Annotated in this window: 19 protein-coding genes; 2 read left to right on the top strand and 17 right to left on the bottom strand. The window is 68.7% G+C overall.

What is annotated here, in order from left to right; translation table 11 throughout:
• Positions 1 to 196: 196 nt before the first annotated feature.
• The 14 genes from HW466_RS00195 to HW466_RS00130 all read right to left on the bottom strand — a co-directional run bounded on the left by HW466_RS00195 (position 197) and on the right by HW466_RS00130 (position 14,277).
• Complete coding sequence (locus tag HW466_RS00195) at positions 197 to 1,228, bottom strand: EscU/YscU/HrcU family type III secretion system export apparatus switch protein (RefSeq protein WP_059805586.1); 1,032 nt, start codon at positions 1,226 to 1,228, stop codon at positions 197 to 199.
• Positions 1,229 to 1,252: 24 nt separating this feature from the next.
• On the bottom strand, positions 1,253 to 2,062 hold the full coding sequence (gene sctT, locus HW466_RS00190) for a type III secretion system export apparatus subunit SctT (protein WP_059449531.1): 810 nt from the start codon (positions 2,060 to 2,062) through the stop codon (positions 1,253 to 1,255).
• Positions 2,056 to 2,730: a hypothetical protein gene (locus tag HW466_RS00185; protein ID WP_174906100.1), complete on the bottom strand. Its 675-nt coding sequence runs from the start codon at positions 2,728 to 2,730 to the stop codon at positions 2,056 to 2,058. The genes sctT and HW466_RS00185 overlap by 7 nt, the downstream gene beginning before the upstream one ends.
• Positions 2,723 to 4,108 carry a type III secretion system ATPase SctN gene (gene sctN, locus HW466_RS00180; protein WP_174906101.1) on the bottom strand — a complete coding sequence of 462 codons (1,386 nt, stop codon included), beginning with the start codon at positions 4,106 to 4,108 and terminating at the stop codon, positions 2,723 to 2,725. Before sctN ends, HW466_RS00185 begins: the two co-directional genes overlap by 8 nt.
• Positions 4,105 to 4,734, bottom strand: coding sequence for a type III secretion system stator protein SctL (gene sctL / locus HW466_RS00175; RefSeq protein ID WP_059506696.1), 630 nt, complete (start codon positions 4,732 to 4,734; stop codon positions 4,105 to 4,107). The genes sctN and sctL overlap by 4 nt, the downstream gene beginning before the upstream one ends.
• Positions 4,716 to 5,456, bottom strand: a complete 741-nt coding sequence (locus tag HW466_RS00170; protein WP_060329862.1) for a SctK family type III secretion system sorting platform protein — start codon at positions 5,454 to 5,456, stop codon at positions 4,716 to 4,718. Before HW466_RS00170 ends, sctL begins: the two co-directional genes overlap by 19 nt.
• Positions 5,453 to 6,337 carry a type III secretion system inner membrane ring lipoprotein SctJ gene (sctJ, locus tag HW466_RS00165; protein WP_059449526.1) on the bottom strand — a complete coding sequence of 295 codons (885 nt, stop codon included), beginning with the start codon at positions 6,335 to 6,337 and terminating at the stop codon, positions 5,453 to 5,455. The genes HW466_RS00170 and sctJ overlap by 4 nt, the downstream gene beginning before the upstream one ends.
• A 53-nt stretch (positions 6,338 to 6,390) precedes the next feature.
• The gene (locus HW466_RS00160; protein ID WP_174906039.1) at positions 6,391 to 6,870 is read right to left on the bottom strand and encodes a hypothetical protein; all 480 of its coding nucleotides are present in this window, start codon (positions 6,868 to 6,870) and stop codon (positions 6,391 to 6,393) included.
• Between the two features lie 124 nt (positions 6,871 to 6,994).
• Complete coding sequence (locus tag HW466_RS00155; RefSeq protein ID WP_059449524.1) at positions 6,995 to 7,207, bottom strand: hypothetical protein; 213 nt, start codon at positions 7,205 to 7,207, stop codon at positions 6,995 to 6,997.
• 143 nt (positions 7,208 to 7,350) lie between these two features.
• The gene (gene sctD, locus HW466_RS00150; protein ID WP_174906040.1) at positions 7,351 to 8,697 is read right to left on the bottom strand and encodes a type III secretion system inner membrane ring subunit SctD; all 1,347 of its coding nucleotides are present in this window, start codon (positions 8,695 to 8,697) and stop codon (positions 7,351 to 7,353) included.
• Positions 8,678 to 10,717 carry a type III secretion system outer membrane ring subunit SctC gene (gene sctC / locus HW466_RS00145; protein WP_059506691.1) on the bottom strand — a complete coding sequence of 680 codons (2,040 nt, stop codon included), beginning with the start codon at positions 10,715 to 10,717 and terminating at the stop codon, positions 8,678 to 8,680. Before sctC ends, sctD begins: the two co-directional genes overlap by 20 nt.
• Positions 10,717 to 10,995: a type III secretion system export apparatus subunit SctS gene (sctS, locus tag HW466_RS00140; protein ID WP_006751731.1), complete on the bottom strand. Its 279-nt coding sequence runs from the start codon at positions 10,993 to 10,995 to the stop codon at positions 10,717 to 10,719. Before sctS ends, sctC begins: the two co-directional genes overlap by 1 nt.
• The gene (gene sctV / locus HW466_RS00135; RefSeq protein ID WP_059805844.1) at positions 10,992 to 13,205 is read right to left on the bottom strand and encodes a type III secretion system export apparatus subunit SctV; all 2,214 of its coding nucleotides are present in this window, start codon (positions 13,203 to 13,205) and stop codon (positions 10,992 to 10,994) included. The genes sctS and sctV overlap by 4 nt, the downstream gene beginning before the upstream one ends.
• 238 nt (positions 13,206 to 13,443) lie before the next feature.
• The gene (locus tag HW466_RS00130; protein ID WP_059792963.1) at positions 13,444 to 14,277 is read right to left on the bottom strand and encodes a helix-turn-helix transcriptional regulator; all 834 of its coding nucleotides are present in this window, start codon (positions 14,275 to 14,277) and stop codon (positions 13,444 to 13,446) included.
• Between the two features lie 280 nt (positions 14,278 to 14,557).
• Here HW466_RS00130 and HW466_RS00125 point away from each other — a divergent pair, with 280 nt between their 5' ends.
• Complete coding sequence (locus HW466_RS00125; protein WP_059449603.1) at positions 14,558 to 15,463, top strand: helix-turn-helix transcriptional regulator; 906 nt, start codon at positions 14,558 to 14,560, stop codon at positions 15,461 to 15,463.
• 85 nt (positions 15,464 to 15,548) lie between these two features.
• On the opposite strand, the gene HW466_RS00120 is transcribed toward HW466_RS00125, so the two are convergent.
• From HW466_RS00120 to HW466_RS00110, 3 genes are all read right to left on the bottom strand, one after another.
• Positions 15,549 to 17,195 (bottom strand): NRAMP family divalent metal transporter, encoded by a 1,647-nt coding sequence (locus HW466_RS00120; protein ID WP_151005849.1) that lies wholly within the window; start codon positions 17,193 to 17,195, stop codon positions 15,549 to 15,551.
• A gap of 105 nt (positions 17,196 to 17,300) precedes the next feature.
• On the bottom strand, positions 17,301 to 17,438 hold the full coding sequence (locus HW466_RS00115; protein WP_170296707.1) for a hypothetical protein: 138 nt from the start codon (positions 17,436 to 17,438) through the stop codon (positions 17,301 to 17,303).
• 926 nt (positions 17,439 to 18,364) lie between these two features.
• Positions 18,365 to 18,508: a hypothetical protein gene (locus HW466_RS00110; RefSeq protein WP_174906041.1), complete on the bottom strand. Its 144-nt coding sequence runs from the start codon at positions 18,506 to 18,508 to the stop codon at positions 18,365 to 18,367.
• Between HW466_RS00110 and HW466_RS00105 the strand changes: the two genes are divergently transcribed.
• A complete protein-coding gene (locus HW466_RS00105; RefSeq protein ID WP_060348336.1) occupies positions 18,507 to 18,776 on the top strand; it encodes a hypothetical protein in 270 nt (89 codons plus the stop codon). The genes HW466_RS00110 and HW466_RS00105 overlap by 2 nt on opposite strands.
• Positions 18,777 to 18,802 lie beyond the last annotated feature (26 nt).

Genomic DNA, 18,802 nt, shown 5'->3' with positions numbered 1-18,802 from the left:
CCCGGCTGACGGTCGAGCCATATTACGAAGAAATAAATCATCAATAATTCATGGGTGAACGTCGGACAAATCCGGAAAAAAACCGGCGTCAAGCCCAAAGTGCGACCGACGTGGCGAGCAGGAAACGGGTCCATATCACGACGCATCGGCGCAGCGCGAGCATGCCGGCGCGCGAGGCCCGCCGGGCGCGTGCTCGTCATGCCGCGCCCGTCGCCCACTTCAGCAGTTGCGCGACTTCGCGGAAATGCTGCTGCTGGATCGTGCCCTTTTCGGGCGTGCTCTCGTACAGCGCCTGCGCGAGGCCGGCGTTCGCGAGCGTCGGCCGCAACGCGTCGCGCGCGAGCCGCACGATCCGTTCGGCCGCCTCGCCCTCGCCGCGCGCGAGCACCCACGGCAGCGTGCCGACGCCGCCGTAATAGAGCGCGACCGCGACGCTCGACGAATAAACGACCACCGACGCGAAGCCGATCCGGTCGGGCAGCGACGAGAACTGCGCTTCGCGCGCGAGCTGCCGGCGCTTCGCCTCGATGTGCGGATCGCCTTCGTCCTCCTTGTATTCGCGCCGCACCTCCTCGATCGACATCTTCATCTTCTGGCTGAATTCGCGGCGCTGGTGCACGATGTCAATCAGCGCCATCACGATATAGATCAGCGCGGCCCAGCCGAACAACAGCATCAGCAGCTTCACGATCAGCGCGAGAATCGACATCGGCCGCGTGAAGCCGGACTGCACCGCCGGGTCGAGCGACTCGACGATCAGCCAGCCGAGCGTCGCGACCAGCAGCACGGTCTTCAGCAGCATCTTCGCGAGGTTCACGAGGTTGCGCATCGACCACATGTTCTTGAGCCCCTCGGCCGGATTGAGCCGCGACAGCTGCGGCACGAGCCGGCTCCACGCCATCACGCCGCCCACCTGCACGAAGCCCGCGAGCAGGCCGGCCAGCAGCCCGGCCGCGACGATCCGCGCGGACAGCAGCGCCCAGTCGCGCGCGGCGCCGTCGATCAGCGCCGCGAGCCGCGCGCCCGGATCGGCCGCGCCGGCCGCATCGAACACGAGCCGGAACAGCGCCTGCAGCCGCGCGAACAGCGTGCCGATCCCGACCGCGAGCGCGACGCATACGCCGACGAAGAACGCCGACGAGATCGTCTCCGCGCTCTTCGGCACGTCGCCTTTCCGGCGCGCCTCGCGCAGGCGCTTCGCGGTCGGCTGCTGATTCTTCTCGGACATGGGCGCTCCGGTTCCGGCCCGCCGTCACGCGCCGCCGTGCGCGGCGAACAGCGCGCGCAACAACGCCATCAGCCCGCTGTCGGGGCTCAGCAGCGCATGCAGCGATGCGTACACCACCGGCAGGAACAGCACCATCATCAGCACCGCGAGCGCGCTCTTCACCGGCTGCGCGAACACGAAGATGTTCAGCTGCGGCACCGCGCGCCCGACCAGACCGATGCCGAGCTCGACGAGCACCAGCACGATAATGACGGGCGCGACGAGCTTCACCATCCATTCGAAGATCGTGTCGGTCTGCCGCACGACGAAGGTCTCCAGCATCGACGAAAAATCCGGGCCGAGCGAGCCGATCGGCCACCACGCATACGACTGCGCGAACAGCTGCACCAGCACCTGCAGGCCGCCCGCCGTGACGAACAGCGCGATCGCGACGAAATTGAGGAACCCTGACGTCGGGCCGCCCTCGTGCCCGCCCATCGGATCGAAGAACGCGGCGCTGCCGCTGCCGGTCTGGAAATCGATCACGTAGCCGACGCCCTGGATCGCGAACAGCACCGCACTGAATGCGCCCGCGAGCAGCATGCCGACCACCGCCTCCTTCGCGACGAGCAGGCACCACATCAGGAACGGCAGCGCGGCGACTTGCGCCGGGTCGATCACCGGCGCGACGAACGCGGCGATCACCACCGCGATGCCGTTGCGCACGAGGCCCGTGACGATCTGCTCGTTGAACACCGGCACGACGAACATGATCGGCAGCAGGCGCGGCATCACGTAAAGCAATGGCCGCAGCGTGCCGGCGATGTCGTTGAAGTTCGCGGCGTGGTCTAGCATCGGCGGTCCGCGGCGGCCGGTGCCGGGGCGTCGGCGGAAACGGTCGAGTCGCGCGTGTCGATCGCGCCGGTCCCGTCCGCCATGTCGGCATCCGCCGGCCGCGGCACCATCTCCGCATCGAATGCGGCGGCCATCCCGGGCTGCCCCGACGCGTGCTCCCGCGCGTCGCCCGCCCACACGCCGGCGGTCGCGAAACGCCGCACCGCATGCGCATCCGCGACTTCGTCGGCATCGCGCTCGACCCGCGCGGCACGCGCCTGCAATGCCTTCTCGCCCGCCTTGTCGAGCTTGTCCTCGGCGGCCTTGGCCTTGCGGGCGGCGCGCTGCAGGTCCGCGAGCGTCGCCTCGTGACCGCGATGCACGTGCGTGGCTTCGCTGACGGACGCGTTCGCGACGCCGATGTGGCGATCGAACGTGCGCGTGTCGGCCGCGGCGTTCTGCAGCGCGCGCGTCTCGCGCACGTCGTCGGCGAGCCGCGTCTGGATCGCGGCCTTCGCGGCAACCTGCCGCGCGAGCTGCGCATGGGCCGCATCGAGCGCGCGCCGGCTCTGCGCGGCGATGCCCTGCTGGCGCGCGGCCGCCACGCGCGCGATCTGGCTGCGCATCTCGCGCACGCGCTTCAGGCGCGCGAGCGTCGCGAGCACGAGACGGTCGTCGGCTTCAGACATGATCGTTCGCGAGTTTCGTCAGTTTCGCGAGCAGCGCGTCGAAACGCACGTCCTCGTGCGACGCCTGCGCGCAGAACGCGCCGATCGCATCGCGCGCCCGCAGCGCGAGATCGCCGAGCCGGTCGCTGCCTTCGCGGTACTCGCCGATCTGCACCAGCAGCTCGATCTCCTGGTACTTCGCGATCAGCTCGCGCACGCGCGCGGCCGATTGCTGATGCGCGCGGCTCGCGACGAGCGGCATCACGCGCGACAGGCTCGCGAGCACGTCGATCGCCGGATAGCGGTTCGCGAGCGCGATCTTGCGCGACAGCACGATGTGCCCGTCGAGAATCGATCGCACTTCCTCCGCGATCGGATCGGATTCCTCATCGCCTTCGACGAGCACCGTGTACAGCGCGGTGATCGAACCGGTCGCGCCCTGCCCCGCGCGTTCGAGCAGGCGCGGCAGCACGGCGAACGTCGACGGCGGGAAGCTGCGGCGCGTCGGCGGCTCGCCGCTCGCGAGGCCGACCTCGCGCTGCGCGCGTGCGAAACGCGTGAGCGAATCGACCAGCAGCAGCACGCGCTTGCCCGCATCGCGGAAATGCTCGGCGATCGCGGTCGCGACCAGCGCGGATTTCACGCGCTCCATCGCGGGGCGATCGGACGTCGACACGACGACGATCGACCGCGCGCGCACCTCGGGCGACAGGCTGTGCTCGATGAACTCGCGCACTTCGCGGCCGCGCTCGCCGACCAGCGCGATCACGTTCACGTCGGCCTGCGCACCGCGCGCGATCATCCCGAGCAGCGTGCTCTTGCCGACGCCCGACGGTGCGAAGATGCCCACGCGCTGGCCGACGCCGAGCGTCATCAGGCCGTCGATCACGCGCACGCCGGTCGGGAACGGCGTGTCGATCATCTTGCGCGCGAGCGGGTTCGGCGGGTCCTGCTGCGTCGACACCCACGCGGCGCCCGTCACGGGGCCGCGATCGTCGAGCGGCCGGCCAAGCCCGTCGAGCACTCGGCCGAACAGCGCTTCGCCGACCGGAAACACATGCTCGCGCCCGGACGGCACGACGGTCGTCTCCGGCGACAGCCCGGCCACGTCGCCGAGCGGCGTGAGCAGCGTGGTCTGCCGCGAGAAGCCGACCACTTCGGCGAGCAGCGTCGGCTGATTCGGCGTGCGCAGTTCGCAGATCTCGCCGAGCCGTGCGCGGATGCCGGTCGCGTTGAGGATCTGGCCGACCGCGTGATTGACGCGCCCCTGCACCGACACCGGCGAAAAGAACGCGAGCCCGGCATCGAGATCGCTGACGAGGCGGCCGCGATCGAACGGCGCGGCATCGTCGTCGAGCGCGCTGCCATCGGATTGCGGATCGTCGAGCGGCGCGTTCATCGCGTCGTGCCCTTCAGCGCGTCGCGGCGGATCGCCTGTCGCAGCGCGTCGATCTGCAGGTCGAGGCTCGCGTCGATGCGCCCCGACGGTGTCTCGACCGTGCACGCGTGACGTTCGAGTTGCGCATCCTCGACGATGCGGATCCGTTGCCGGTTCGACTGTCCGGCGAACGCGCGATCGAGCGCGTCGCGCATCTCGTCCTCGCGGCCCGGCGCGACCCGCACGATCAGGAACGCCTCGTCGCGCACCAGCGGCGCGATCCGCGCGAGCGCGGCCTCGTACAGCTTCTGCGTGCTCATCTCGCCGACGATCGCGCGCACGGCCTTCACGACGATGTCGGCCATCGAATCCTTCATCGACTCCATCGTGCGCGCGGCGGCCAGCGCCTGCGTATACGTCTGCGCGGCATGCTCGCGCTGCGCGCGGCGCATGCCTTCGTCGTAGCCCGCCGCCTGGCGCTTGTCGAATTCGCGCTGCGCATCGGCGACGATGCGCGCGGCCTCGTCGCGCGCGGTCGCGATCACCGCCGAGGCATCGAGCAGCGCCGCGTATTCGCGCTCCTTGAGCACCTTGCGCTCGGACAGCAACTGCAGGTTGTCGCTCGTGATCAGAAAAGCCAGTCCCATGACGCAAGCCTCTCGGGAATCAGAAACAGGAACAGCAATTCGCCGAACTGGTCGCGCTGCGCGCGGTTCAGCCAGTACGGCGCTTCGTCGTCGATCGCGCGGTTGAATTTCAGGCGCGCGCGCCGCGCGACCGCATCGCCGGCCACGCCGACGAAATCCGCGAGCAGTCGCCCGCCGCGCGCACGGATCACCCCGGGCAGCGCGGCCGGATCGGCACGCCACGGTTCGAGCGTGTCCGCGAGCGCACCGAATTCCGGCGCACGCTCGAGCGCAAGCTCCAGCGCGTCGCCGCCGAGCTTCGCGGCGACCTCCGCGCGAATGCGGCGCACGCTCAGCGCGTCGCGCAGCCAGCCGCGATGCAGCAGCAACCCCGCATACGACGCGAGCTGCTCGAGCGCCGCGCCGGGCAGCAGCGCAAGCCGCGCGCATGGATTCGCGACGTCGAAGTCGTGTTGCCCGGCCACGCCGTTCACGTCGAGCAGATGGCGCGCAAGCAGCTTGCGGCCGGCCGGCCCGAACGCGTCGGGCGACCGATAGCGCGCGGGCCACTCGGCCGGCACGCGCGTCACATGCAGATAGCGGTCGGGCCGCAGGTTGAATTCGCAGACGAGCGCGTGAAACGCCGCGCGCCGCGCGGCGGGCGGCGGCGCGAGCGGTTGCAGCCACGGCAGCGACGCGGCATCGGGCCGGTCGATCGGCGGCAGCGCGGCAGGGTCGCTCATGCGCCGTCGCGCGCGCCGTCCGGCGTGCGCAGGCCGCCGCCCGACGACGCGGATGCACCGCCGGTGGCGTTCGCGCCGCGCGGCGTGCCGACCAGCGCGGCGAGCCGCGCGCCGAACATCCCGCGCCGTGCGGCCGACAGCGCGATCACCGCGCAGGTCAGCAGGATCAGCGCGAACACCAGCCAGCCGAGCGGCGAGCGCAGCCGCAGGATGTCCGACACGGCGCTGCCGATGCCGTCCACCCGCGTGGTGCGCGCGGCGGCCGGCTGCAGGAACAGCGACACGTTGTCGTACTGCAGCCCCTCGATGCTGTGCGCGACGAGATCCTTGACCATCGGCGCCATCGCGCGCAGATCCACGCCGGGCCGATAGCGGATGTACACGGCCGCCGACGACGGCTTGATCTTGTCCGCGAGCGGATCGTTCTCCGGAATCACGACCTGCACGCGCGCGACCACCACGCCCTCGATGTCCTGCAGCGTGCGCGACAGGTCCTGCGACACGCCGTACAGGTAGCGCACGCGCTCCTCGGCCGGCGTCGACACGAGGCCCTGCTTCTGGAACAGCTCGCCGAGGCTCGCATAGCTCGGCTTCGGCAGCCCGTTCGCCTGCAGCACGGTGAGCGCCGACTGCATGTCGCCGTCCGCGACGCTCACCTGCCATGCGTTGCGATCCGACGTGTCGCGCGCGTCGTTGTCCTTCGACGCGCTGATGCCCGCATCGCCGAGCACGGCGACCATCTGGTTCGCATCGCGCTCCGACAGGCCGGAGTACAGCTCCTTCTGGCAGCCGGCGAGCAGCGCGAGCAGTCCCGCGAGCAGCGCGCGCGCTGCCCGGCTGCGCCACGCATGCATGCGCGGCGTCGAATCGATCGTCGTCATCGTTTGTCCGCTTCAGGGCGCGCGGCCGCTTCAGGCACACGCACCGGCCTTCGTCACTCCTGCGTCTTCAGCACCGTGTGCGTGAAGCCGTTCGCCGCCTGCGCGACCGACAGGCTCAACTGGTATTCGGAAATCGTCGTGGTCGCCGTCCACTGGAAATCCATCGCCTTCACCATCGTCATCAGCGGATCGCTGCGGTTGTCCGCCATCGACGTCAGCATCTCGGTGCGATGCTTGTCGATGTTCGCGTACCGCGTGTCGAGATCGTTGCCGTACGTGCGCAACCGCTCGACGAGCGACGACTGGTTGGCCTGCGCGGGCGTCATCTGCACCGCCGGCGCCGCATCGGCCGACACGCGCGACATCGCGACGCCGGACGCCGACGGCGACGTTGCGGCCGGCGACGCGCCCGCCTGCATCAACGCATCGAACTGGCGCACCTGCGCCGGATCGGACGCCGCGCCCGCCTGCTGCACGGCGCCCGCGAGCGCGGCTGCGCCCGGCGGCGCCGCGCCTACGCCTGTTACCGACATGATCGTGTCCTCCTTGACCGGCAGAGCCGGAAACGAGCCGGCCGGCACACGCGTGCGCCCCGCCGGGCACCCGTCACGGGCGGCCCCGGCATGTGGCGTCGCGCGGCACGGCCGGCGACCGGCGTCATGCGCGGCCGGCGGAACTCAGGTGTTGCGCAACCTGGGCGTTCGCCGTCCCTTCCTGCGCGGTCACTGCGTTACTGGTTTCGAACGTCGCGGTCGACTGCTGGACCTGGAAGTTGATCTTCGTCAGTTCGAGTTGCGTCTTGGTCAGGTCGTCCGCCTGCTGTTGGACCTGGGTCGTGTCGTTCGGACCACCGGCTGCTGAGGCACCCATATTTCGCTCCTTTGCGTAAAGACATCATCCACATTCCGGCGGCGGCCCCATGCCCCACCGGCGACGTGACGCGCCGCATGCGCGCGGCGTGTCGCGTAATGCGCGCACCGCGCGACGCGCGATGCGCAGATCCTGTCGCGGCGCTAGTGCGCCGCCTCCTTCGATGCGCCGGCCGCCCCGACGGCCGGCGCCGCCACATCTGGCAGCAGCGTCGGCCCTGGCACCGGCTGCGCGACACCGGTCGCCGCGCCGCTCGCGAGCGGCGGCACGGGCGGTGCTGGCACCCGCTCGGGCGCGCTCGCGGACGGGCCGCCCAGCGGCATCGTGATGCGCTGGCCGTTGCGCTCGAACACGACTTCGTCCGGTCCGATCGACACGACGGTCGGCCCTTCCTTCAGCCGCGCCCCTTCGAAATAGCGGCTGCCGTCGGCCGTCTCGATGTAACGCTGGTCGCCGTCGCCCGCGAACACCGTCGTGATCTCCGGAATTCCCGCGACGCCGCCAAGCGTCGTCGCGGTGCGCGGCGCGGCGGCATCGGCGTCGCGCACGTGGTCGACCACCTCCAGCGCCGGACGCGCATCCTTCATGTAGTTGCGGATGCGCGGCTCGATCTGCGCGCGCTCGGCCGCGCCCGTCAATTCGATCCGCCCGCGGCCCAGATAGGTGACCGTCAGTGCCGTATCGCTGAAATACGTCTGCGCGGTCGCGACGAGATCGCTGACCACGTAGATGTTGCCGAGCGCCGCGTTGTCGACGCCCGCGACGATCTGCGCGACGCGTTCCCGCGCGACCGGGTCGCTCACGTAACCCGACACGATCACGCCGTCGTCGCGCGGCGCGACGGCGAGCTCCGGATACGCGTGCAGCAGTTGCTGCAGCCGGTGCGTGCGCGCGAGCACCGATTCGTGTTGCCAAGGCAGGCGCCCCGACCACGCGACGAAACCGTAACCTAGCGCGCCGAGCAGCACGCCGATCCACAGCGCGACGACCGCGATCACGAGCCGCCGGCTGCCCAGACGCCGCAGCCCGCCGGTGAGCCAGCCGAGCCAGGCGGCCTCGCGCGCGGCATCCGGCGCGTCGGCCTCGTCGGGCACCGCGACGCTCGCCTGCGCGTGACGCGCGATCCCGAGCTTGATCGAGCCGACCGTCACGACGTCCTGCGGCGTCATCGAGCGGCGGCCCGCGCCGAGCGGCTCGTCGTTGAACAGCACGGGCGCGCCGCCGTCGCCACCGTGGTTCTGCACCGTCACCGCGAGCGCGCCGACCTGCAGGCACACCTGTTTCGCGCCGATCTCGCGATCGGGCAGGATCACCTCGCAGTCGGCCGCGGTGCCGACCCAGTTCGCGCCGCGCGCGAGCGACATCGTGCGGCCGTACATCGGTCCGCTGAGGAAGCACACGTTCCACGGCGACGCGAGGGCGGCCGACCCCGCGCCGGCGCCGCCGGGCAAAGCGCCGTCGCCGTGCGGATCAATGATGGTCGTCGACATGAGTGGACGCTCCTGCGGTCGTCGCCACGGGCTGCGCGGCCGAATCCTTCGGCGGCGGCAGCGCGGGCGGGCCGAACTTCGTGCCGGGCAGCGGCGCGGGCGTGAGCGGCACCGCGATGTCGTTGTCCGGCGGGCGATACATCGACGTGCCGTCCGAACCGGCTGGCCCGTCCACGCCCGGATTCACCGGCGAGCCGTCCGGCGCGTACATCGACGCGGTCGTCACCACGCGCGGCGTCAGCAGATAGAACCGCTCCATGTGGTTGCCCGACTTGTCGGTGTACTTGAACAGGTTGCCGATCAGCGGAATGTCCGACAGCCACGGCACGCCGCTCTTGTTCAGCCGCACCTCGTCGTCGTTGAAACCCGCGATCAGCAGGCTCTTGCCTTCGTCGATCATCGTCTTCGTGACGATGTTGCGCTGCTGAATCACCGGCACGTTCGACACGGCCTGCCCCGGCACGATGTTGCCGTCCTGGATGTCGATCGACATCATCACGCTCTGCGGATTGCCGGACACGGCGGCCGCGTTGCGGATCGCCTCGTCGACGATCATCGGCGTCACCTTGATGCTGGTGCCGGTCGTCACGCTGTACAGCGACGAATCCTGGTAGCCCGGCACCTGCACGTAGAACTGCGTGAGGTTCTCGAGAATGGCCTCGGTGTTGTCGAGCGCGAGCACCTTCGGCTTCGAGCGCAGCTGCGCCTGCCCCTTCTGCGCGAGCGCGTTCACGCGCGTGAGCAGGTAGTTGCGCAACGACCCGCCGATCGACGCGGTCAGCGCGATGCCGGTCGGCATGAAGGTGCCGGTCTGCCCGGTTTCCGACGTGCCGATGCCGAACGTCAGCGGCGGATTGCCCGCGCCGTTGTACTGCGTGTTGCCGTTCAGCGGGTTCTGGCCGTTGCCGATCTGCACGTCGCCGTGCGTCGTGTGCAGGCGCCAGTCGATCCCGAGGCTGTCGAGCGAATCCTCGTTGATGTCGATGATCGTCACGTTGATCTCGACGATGCGCGGCCGCTCGTCGAGCTGATTGATCAGCGACTGGTAGCGGTACATGTTTTCCGGCAGGTCGCGCACGATCACCGCGTTGATCGCGGGATCGGCGACGATCTGAGGCAGCGTGTCGCCACCGCCGCCATTCGAGAACGGCGAAAAACCGCCCGCGCTGCCGTCCGCGCCACCATAGCCGCCCTGCCGCGGGCCGCCGGAAATGTCCGGGAAATCGAGCCGCGGCACCGCGATGGTCAGCCCCGAGCCGAGCTTCACCTGGCGCGCCGCCTGCCCGAGCGGCGTGCTCGACGGCAGTTCGTTCGTGCCGCCGCCCTTGCCGAACAGCCGGCGCAGGATCGTCGCGACGCCCGGCACCGTCACTTCCTTGCCCGAGCGGTTGATCGTGAAGTCGGACGCCCAGCCGTACTTGAGCCGGAACGCGCGGATGTCCGCATGCGCGCCGTTCGCCGACGGATCGCCGACCGAGCCGACCGCCTGCCGCACGAGCTCCACGTAGCGGCGCGGGCCGGCCACGTACACGCTGTTCGCGCGATCGTTGATCACGAGCGTGTAGCGCTTGTCGGGAATCTGCATCGCCTGCAGCGCGCGGCCGATCTCGCCGGCCGAGTTCGGCGGAATCGGGATCATCTGCGTCTGCGACTGGTCGGCCGGGTCGACGTACAGGAACGAGCCGTCGTAGTACCACGTGAGACCGTAGGTCGAGCAGATCGTGTCGAGCGTCTGCTGCGGCGTGCCCGAGAAACGGCCGCTGATCACGCCGTCGACTTTCGGATCGACCACGGCCGTCACGCCCTGCGACGACGCGAGTTCGCGAATGAAGTCACCGATCTTCTTGCCGTTCGCGACGATCGTGAACGGCTTGTTGCGCCAGCGCAGGTCGGCCGCGCGCGCCGGATGCGCGACCGTCATGCACAGCGATGCCGTGAGCAGCGCCGTCGCGCACATGGCGAGCGCGGCCCGTTGCAGGCGGCGCGGTTGAAACCGGATCGGGGCGACGCGTCGACGCATCAAAGCACTCCTGTGGAAGAAACGAACATGCGTTCCAGCGCCTGCTGCGCGAAGCGCAGCACCTCGCTGCCGAGCCAGCCCGACAGCAGCACGAGCGCGACCATCACGGCGATCAGCCGCACCGCGATGCCGATGTTGGCGTCCTGCACCTGCGTGACGGCCTGCAGGATCGCGACGACCAGGCCGGTGACGGTGGCGATCAGCACGATCGGCAGCGACAGCAGCAGCACCAGCATCAGCGCCTGCCGCGTCAGGTCGAGGATCGTCGAGCTCGTCATTGCGCGACTCCCGGCGTGCGCACGCCGGCGCCCGCGCCGAGCGTGCCGTCGTCGGGCGGGTTCTTCACCCAGCCGACCGTGTGCAGCTGCACGTCCTCTTCGATTTCCTGATACGACAGCACCGCGAGGTCGGGCAGCACCGGCTGCAGGATCGTCTTCACGTAGCGGCGCGCGCCGAGCGCGACCATCACCGCAAGGCGTGCCGCGCCTTGCGGGTTGCCGTGGCCGCCCGCGCCGGCCGCCTGCGCCGACGTCGCGGCCTGCACGATCGCGCGCACCTGCTCGCCGATGTCCTGCTTGATCGCGCTCGACAGCGCGAGGAAATTGCCCTGTTTCGTGCGCATCACCGCGTTCTCGATGCGCTCCTGCAGGTTCTGCTCGAACAGCACGACGCGCAGTTGCCTTGCGGCGCCCGCATGACGATCGGTGATCATCCGGCGCAGGTCGACGCGCACCAGCTCGACCAGCGCGATCACGTCGTCCGGTTCATTCGGCGCCCAGGTGATCAGGCTCTCGAAAATCACGCGCAGATTGCGGATCGGCACCTGCTCGGCAAGCAGCCGGCGCAGCACCTCGGTCACGCGCTGCAGCGGCACGAGCCGCGTGAGTTCGCCGACGAGTTCCGGATGCTCGCGGCGCACCAGATGCACGAGCGCCTGCGTTTCCTGGATGCCGATGAGTTCATCCGCATGCTGGCGCACGATCTGTTCGACGTGCGCGGCGAGCGCGCCTTCGCTCGTGAGCCACTTGCCTTCCGGCGCCGCGCCGTCGGGCTTGATCCACAGCGCGGTCGCGAACGGACCGAATGCCTCGGCCGGCTGGCGCTCCGCGCGCTCCGGCAACGGCGCGACGCCGTCCCACAGCAGCCAGCCCGGCTTCAGCGCACCCTGCGCGGCGAGCACGTCCTGCAGGTAGATGCGGTACGTGCCGGCCGGCGCACCCTCGTCGTCGTTCAGCGTGATGCGCGGAAACACCGTGCCGATGTCCGCGTCAACGCGCGCCTTCGCGCTCGACAGCGCCGCCTGCAACTGCGCGAGGTTCAGCGTCGTGCGCAGATCGTCCGACAACGACACCGCGATCAGCGACGTGACGCCCGCCGCGTGCGACACCTTTGCGGGCTGGCCGTCGTCGGTCGCGCCGATGCGGCCCGCGATATGTATCAGGTTGAAGCTCGGCGCGGTCGTTTTGCGTTTCAACTGCGTGAACGCGAACGCGCCGAGGCCGATCGCGATCAGCGCGAACGACCACTTCGGAAAACCGGGCACGACGAGAAAGCCCGCCAGCACCAGCGCCGCGATCAGCAGCGCGCGCGGATGCGCGCCGAGCTGCTCGCCGAGTTGCTCGCCGAGCTGGCGCTGCCGCGTGTCGCGCGTCGCGACGCGCGTCGTCACGATGCCCGCCGCGATCGACACCAGCAGCGACGGGATCTGCGACGCCATCCCGTCGCCGACGGTCAGGATCGCGTAACGTTGCAGTGCTTCGCCGATGTCCATCCCGTGCATCAGCGTGCCGACCGCGATACCCGCGACGATGTTGATGAACGCGATCACGAGGCCCGCGATCGCGTCGCCCTTCACGAACTTCATCGCGCCGTCCATCGCGCCGTGCATCTGCGATTCCTGCTCGAGCTTCTCGCGGCGCTCGCGCGCTTCGTCGGCGCTGATGATGCCCGCGCGCAGGTCCGCGTCGATGCTCATCTGCTTGCCCGGCATCGCGTCGAGCGAGAAGCGTGCGCCGACTTCCGCGACCCGTTCGGAGCCCTTCGCGATCACGATGAACTGCACGACCGCGATCACGAGGAACACCACGCCGCCCACCACGACGTTGTTGCCGACCACGAGCCGGCCGAACGCGTCGATCACGTGGCCAGCGTTTGCATGCAGCAGGATCAGCTTGCACGACGCGATGTTCAGCGCGAGCCGGAACAGTGTCGTGAACAGCAGCAGCGCGGGAAACGACGAGAAGCTGACCGCCGACGGCACGTAGGTCGACACCGTGAGCAGCACGACGCTCGCGGCGAGGTTCAGCGAGATCATCCCGTCGAGCGCGGCTTGCGGCAGCGGCAGGATGAACAGCGCGACCACCGACACGATGAACCCGGCGAGAAACAGGTCGGCGCGCGGCGATGCCCCGAGACGTCGCCCGGACACGCTGCGGCCGGCGGAGAAGATCCGCTGCCAGTCGCGAGGGAGCGCCTTCGGTTCTGCCATCGTGCCGTCGTCCTGTCGTTGTCGCCGGCGGGCACGGGCGGTCATGCCCCGTGTCGCGCGGACCGTTGAATGGGACGAGTGTAGCGACGCGAAACCGCGCGAAAACGGATGCGCCTCGTAGCGGCGCGGCGGTTTTCCGGCGACGATTCGAGCCGACTACGAAACCCGGCGACCCTCGCTCGCACGCATCGCCGGAACCGCTTCCATCGCGCGGCAGACGCCGCGCGCGTTGACAGGGTCAGGACTCCAGACGGCGTGCGGCGAGATACGCGAGCTGTGCTCGATTCCGGACGTTGAAGAGTTTTTCGAGCGAACGAATATGGTGCCCGACCTTGTGCAGCGACGTGCGCAGCGCGCTCGCGATCTCCTGGTCGGACAGCCCGTGCACGAGCCGTTCGAGCACCTGCTGCTGCTCGTCGCCGAGCGCGAAGCCGCGCATGCGCGCGATGCGCGCCTCGAGGAACGGCAGCGCGACGCGATGCACGGCGAGGCTCACCGACAGCGCGCCGCCGATCACGCGATCGTCGATCCATTCGGTGCCGTGCGCTTCCGACGTGACGTTCACCGCGACGCGCAGATCGAGCCGCGGTGCCGACAGGCTGAAGATCACGCCGCTGTTCATGGCATGCGCACGCAGATGGCCCGCCAGCGCGAGCACCTTGCGGTCGCCGCTGCCCTGCGCGGCCGACTCGATCTCGTCGAGCCGCCACGCGACCGGAAAGCCGCTTTGCCGCACCTGGGCGAAACGCGGGTCGTTCTCGTAGAGCATGCCTTCGATATACGGCTGCATGAACGTCACGGGCGCGAGGTCGCGCAGCAGATGCGCGCACAGGATGCGCCGCCCGATCATTTCATACGCGCCGTAACCGAGCGTGCTGAAACCGATTTGCCGCAATCGGGCATGGCATTGGGCGAAATCGACGGGGGCGAGGTCGGATTTACCGGGCACGAATTGAATGCCGGTAAAAACGTCGCGTTCGATTGCATGAATTTCTTTCGAATAAGCGGCAGCGACCGCGATATCGGCTTGCGAGAACCACTCGACGCGTGGTGCGTCGTCAGCATATGTCATGAGGAGCCCACCCTTTCCCAATATGTGAACCTGCCCCGTCACGATCTGGTCTTTTCTTTATGATTTTCTGGTCATCTCTATACCGGTGCGAATATGAACCTTTCGCCCGAATTAGTATTACGGCATATTACGCGTACACAGGCATTTTTGTACAATGCCCCCGCGTTTCGTCTGGATGATGATCGGCGCATATCATAAAGATGCTCGATCGCATCGTCGCGAGCGCCGTGCACGACACGGCTGCCGCCACGCGATGCGCGTCGATTCCGAGGGATGGCTCATGTCCGATATTGCAATGCAAGAAGAAGCGGTCGCCCCAACACTGGCCCGTGCGTCGCGGCGGACGCCCGCCTGCGCCGACGTGTCGAGAGAACGCCAGGTGCAGGTCGTCTGGTGCGACGACGTCAAGCGCGGCGACATCGAGCAGCCGCACGCGCCGAAGCTCGGCGTCGCCGATACGCTCGCACACGCGCAGAGCACCGCGGAACGCAACCGGATCGTCACGAGCCTGCTGCATCTGACGGGCTTCTCGACGTTCGCGTACTTCGCGCTCGAATTCTCGCGCGAGCGCGTCGAAAGTCTCTACCTGCACGAGGCGTTCACGCCGTCCACCTATCGCGGCGACTACGTGCGGCACAACCATCACGACATCGATCCGCGCACGCTCGGCGCGCGCGTATGCAACATGCCGATCGTGTGGGACCTCCAGCAGCTGCGGCGCGAACACCGCGAACGCGACGACGGCCCGTGCGTGACGCCGGCGGCGCTCGACGGCTTCCTGCAGACGATGCAGGACGACGGCATGTGCAGCGGCATCATGTATTCGATGGCGGTGCCCGGCACGCGGCTGCACGCGTTCATGAGCTTCACCGCGCCGCGCCGCACGCGCGAGTGGATCACGCCTTCGACGATCGAGCAGGCGCTGTCGATCGGGCTGTCGGTGCACAAGTTCGCGTCGCCGCAACTGATCGCGACATCGCGCGAACGCGCGGTGAACGGGCTCACGCCGTTCGAGCAGGAACTGCTGCTGGGCATCGCGGAAGGCGCGTCGGACAAGGAGATCGGCCGGCGCCTCGACACCAGCGCGCACAACGTCGACTATCACCTGCGCAAGCTGCGCAAGCGCTTCGGCGTCGCGAACCGGATCCAGCTCACGTACCTGACGTCGAAGCTCGAGTTGATCTGACACGCGCGCGACGCGCCCGCGAAAACGCACATGCCGGCCTCACGGGCCGGCATGTGCTCACATCTGGCGATGACGCCGCGCGGCGTTACTTCAGCAGCGTCATCTGCACGACCTTGACGATCACGAGACCGACGGCGATCACCAGATAACCGCGCAGCACGGCCATCCACACGCGTGTCGCGACCGTCATGTTCTGCGGCTCGAGAGAATCGAGCGGCGGCATGCGCCAGGTTTCGCGCAGCGCGCGATCGATGCCCGGTTCGACGACGCGCTTGTTGCGGCGAATCAGCACCGTCGCGAGATAACCGGCAATCGCCAGCACGGTGCCGCCGACCAGCACGTCGACGATCGCTTCGCCGCTGATGTCCGGATACATCACCGATGCGGTCAGGATGATCGACAGCAGCACGAGCACCCAGATCACCGCGCCCGTGAACACGTTGAGCTTCGTCGAGTTGACCCACGGGCCGAGCACCTGGCGATCGTTGCACAGCACGAGCAGGAACACGGTCGCGCTCGGCAGCAGCACGCCCGCGAGCGTCTGCACCGCTTCGGTCAGCAGGCCGAGCGGGCTGCCCGGAATCAGCACGAGCGCCGCAGCGGCCGCGACGATGCCGAAGTAGACGAGATAGAAGCCCTTCGCATCGGACACGCCGCGATGCAGCGAATGGCGGATCTTGAACACGTCGCCGATCGCGTACGCGGTCGACAGCGACACCGCCGCCGCGCCGATGATGCACGCGTCGAGCAGCGCTACCGCGAACAGCGTCGCGCTCGTGTGGCCCGCGTACTTCTCGAGGCCCGCGATCACGCCGCCCGCGTCGGTGAAACCGCCCGCCTCCGGATGGCCGCCGAACAGCGCGGCGCTGAAGCCGATCATCGCGACCGCGCCGATCAGCACGAATGCGATGCCGATCCACAGATCGACCTTCTCGTACTTCATGAAGCGCGGCGTGATGCGCTTGTCGATCACGTAGCTCTGCTGGAAGAACAGCTGCCATGGCGCGACCGTGGTGCCGACGATGCCGATCACGAGCAGCATCACGTCGGACAGCTTCGCGTGCGCGGGCCAGTTCGGCACGAAGAAGTCGCGCGACATCTGCGCCACCGGCGGGTGGATCGACACGAGCACCGGCACCAGCAGCAGGCTCATCACGCACAGCACGATCGCGAACCGCTCGAAACGCCGGAAGTCGCCGGTACTCACCGCCGCCATCGTCAAGGCTGCCGCCACGCACACGCCCGCGACCTTCGGGAGCCCGAAGAAAGCCAGCACGAACGTGATGCCGATGAACTCGGTGACGATCGTCAGCGCGTTGAGCAGGAACAGGTCGATCACGCTGAACGCGCCCCAGAACTTGCCGAAGCGCTCGAAGATCAGGCGCGCATGGCCGACGCCGGTGACCGCGCCGAGACGCAGCACCATTTCCTGGTTCACGTACAGCACCGGCACGAGCAGCAGCAGCGTCCACAGCAGCGTCGTGCCGTAGTTCTGGCCGGCCTGCGTGTAGGTGCCGAATGCGCCGGCGTCGTTGTCGCCGACCATCACGATCAGGCCGGGGCCGATGATCGCGAGCAGCGTGCGCAGACGCGCCCACCACGTGCGGCGCGCGGCGGTGTCGTGGTGCGCGATGGTGCCGAGCGCGCCGCGGATGTCGCCCAGGTGGGCTTCGTCGAGCACGGCGCTGCGTTCGACGGCGATCGGTGGAGAGACGTTCGATGGCGTGGACATGATGAATTCCGTACGACTGGTTTTTTTATCCGGCAAGCGTGTGGCCTTGGAATGCGCGCGCGGACCGACGCCGTGCGCGCATGCCGAGACGCGCTCGGCGCTTCTTCAGTGGAGCAACGATTTAAGGTGGTTCAGCAAACGGGAGAACACCCGCGGACGTGCATCGAGCGTCAGCATCGCGTCGTAATGCGGACGCGATTCCGCGACGTGCGGGAGGTTCGACAGCAGAAGGCCGAAGTTCATGGTCTGGCTCCTGGCGGCACCGGCATGCGTGCCGGCCGCGTGGTGGGCGCGGGGCCAGTCCGGGGCCTGAACGACGTGTCAGGCTAGTCGGCCGGCATGTCCCTGCGACCCGGGTTCAAAAGGGTCTGTTGGTGCAACGGGCATAAGGGACAACTGTCACTGTCGTTCATGGCGGCTCCTGTACGGTGTTCCGGAGAACACGGTTGACCGCCGTCCGGCGCGGGCCGCCGTTCGGATGCATGCGAAACGCATGCGCGAACGCGGCCGCGCGCCGGGCGGCGGCGAAACCGGATGGCGCATGCGCGAATGCATCACGCTAACCGGCGCGAATCAGGGTGCACGTAGGGAGTTGCTGCGGAATACTGCTGCGCGCACCGTTTGCCTGGGTGACAAACGGCGGCTTCGATTGAGGCGCGGACGTCGGTCGCTCAGGCGGAAATTTCGTTCGAAGATCGACTACTGCAGGCGTCCAAGGCGGCGGCCCCAAGAGTGAAGATGCCGGATTTTATGAACCGGCCGAAACGGAAGTCAACCCTCCGGCACCCGCTCCGTGGAATATTTTTTCCGTGCCTTGCACGCTGAAAGATTCGCGCCCGAAATGACGCGCCGCAACCTTTCAATGCGCCGCATGACGCGCGCCGCCGATGCGCGCGAGCAACAGTCGCCACGGGCCGCCGACACGCGGTCGCGCCGGGCCACGGCCGGCCCGCGACGCGCTGGCGCAGCCGGTCCACCAGGCGCAACGCCGCTGCTTTTTTTGCTTGCGCCGCAGCAAAACTCGCGACTACAATCCGCCCCAATTCATCGAGGGAGTCCCTTCGTGGACACATGCTCCAGTTGCAGTTCGATGCCGGCCCAGGCCGGCCAAGCCATCGCGAGATAGCAGCAAGACGCATGTCATTCGCCGCTCGCTCGCATTCGTCGGGTTAGCGCGCTTCCCCCGGTGCCGGCATGTCCGGCTCGTCCGTCGCACGCTCCGTTACGTTCCAACCGCCGATCGCGGGCCGCGTCATGCCCCCGCGCTCGGTCACGTCGTCCGGCATGCGCCGGACCGGACGGAGGTTCGTCATGTTCTTTCAATCGTTCGCGGCCAGACTCAAGCGACTCGTCCATGTCGCGTCCGGCCGCTCGCCGGCATCGCTCCTTGCGCCGCTCGCCAATGCGTTCGGCCACCGGCGCGGCAGCGCGCTCGCGCACCTGCCGGCAGCACTGCGCGTGCTCGACTGCGTGCTGATCGGCGCGATGGCGACCGCCGTCGCGCTCGTTGCGCTGCTCTGCGTCGCCGCATCGCGCCTCGGCTTCGCGCACGTATGGCGCATCGGCGGCTGGCTGCCATGACCGGCGGCGCGCAACGCGCGCATCCG

Source organism: Burkholderia territorii, from assembly GCF_902833055.1.
Taxonomy (GTDB): Bacteria; Pseudomonadota; Gammaproteobacteria; order Burkholderiales; family Burkholderiaceae; genus Burkholderia; species Burkholderia territorii.
This window is presented reverse-complemented; position numbering and strand designations above follow the sequence as displayed.

Coding starts and splice junctions, on each gene's coding strand:
- HW466_RS00195 (WP_059805586.1), bottom strand. CDS start 1,228: ATGTCCGAGAAGAATCAGCAGCCGACCGCGAAGCGCCTGCGCGAGGCG.
- sctT (WP_059449531.1), bottom strand. CDS start 2,062: ATGCTAGACCACGCCGCGAACTTCAACGACATCGCCGGCACGCTGCGG.
- HW466_RS00185 (WP_174906100.1), bottom strand. CDS start 2,730: ATGTCTGAAGCCGACGACCGTCTCGTGCTCGCGACGCTCGCGCGCCTG.
- sctN (WP_174906101.1), bottom strand. CDS start 4,108: ATGAACGCGCCGCTCGACGATCCGCAATCCGATGGCAGCGCGCTCGAC.
- sctL (WP_059506696.1), bottom strand. CDS start 4,734: ATGGGACTGGCTTTTCTGATCACGAGCGACAACCTGCAGTTGCTGTCC.
- HW466_RS00170 (WP_060329862.1), bottom strand. CDS start 5,456: ATGAGCGACCCTGCCGCGCTGCCGCCGATCGACCGGCCCGATGCCGCG.
- sctJ (WP_059449526.1), bottom strand. CDS start 6,337: ATGACGACGATCGATTCGACGCCGCGCATGCATGCGTGGCGCAGCCGG.
- HW466_RS00160 (WP_174906039.1), bottom strand. CDS start 6,870: ATGTCGGTAACAGGCGTAGGCGCGGCGCCGCCGGGCGCAGCCGCGCTC.
- HW466_RS00155 (WP_059449524.1), bottom strand. CDS start 7,207: ATGGGTGCCTCAGCAGCCGGTGGTCCGAACGACACGACCCAGGTCCAA.
- sctD (WP_174906040.1), bottom strand. CDS start 8,697: ATGTCGACGACCATCATTGATCCGCACGGCGACGGCGCTTTGCCCGGC.
- sctC (WP_059506691.1), bottom strand. CDS start 10,717: ATGCGTCGACGCGTCGCCCCGATCCGGTTTCAACCGCGCCGCCTGCAA.
- sctS (WP_006751731.1), bottom strand. CDS start 10,995: ATGACGAGCTCGACGATCCTCGACCTGACGCGGCAGGCGCTGATGCTG.
- sctV (WP_059805844.1), bottom strand. CDS start 13,205: ATGGCAGAACCGAAGGCGCTCCCTCGCGACTGGCAGCGGATCTTCTCC.
- HW466_RS00130 (WP_059792963.1), bottom strand. CDS start 14,277: ATGACATATGCTGACGACGCACCACGCGTCGAGTGGTTCTCGCAAGCC.
- HW466_RS00125 (WP_059449603.1), top strand. CDS start 14,558: ATGTCCGATATTGCAATGCAAGAAGAAGCGGTCGCCCCAACACTGGCC.
- HW466_RS00120 (WP_151005849.1), bottom strand. CDS start 17,195: ATGTCCACGCCATCGAACGTCTCTCCACCGATCGCCGTCGAACGCAGC.
- HW466_RS00115 (WP_170296707.1), bottom strand. CDS start 17,438: ATGAACTTCGGCCTTCTGCTGTCGAACCTCCCGCACGTCGCGGAATCG.
- HW466_RS00105 (WP_060348336.1), top strand. CDS start 18,507: ATGTTCTTTCAATCGTTCGCGGCCAGACTCAAGCGACTCGTCCATGTC.
- HW466_RS00110 (WP_174906041.1), bottom strand. CDS start 18,508: ATGACGAACCTCCGTCCGGTCCGGCGCATGCCGGACGACGTGACCGAG.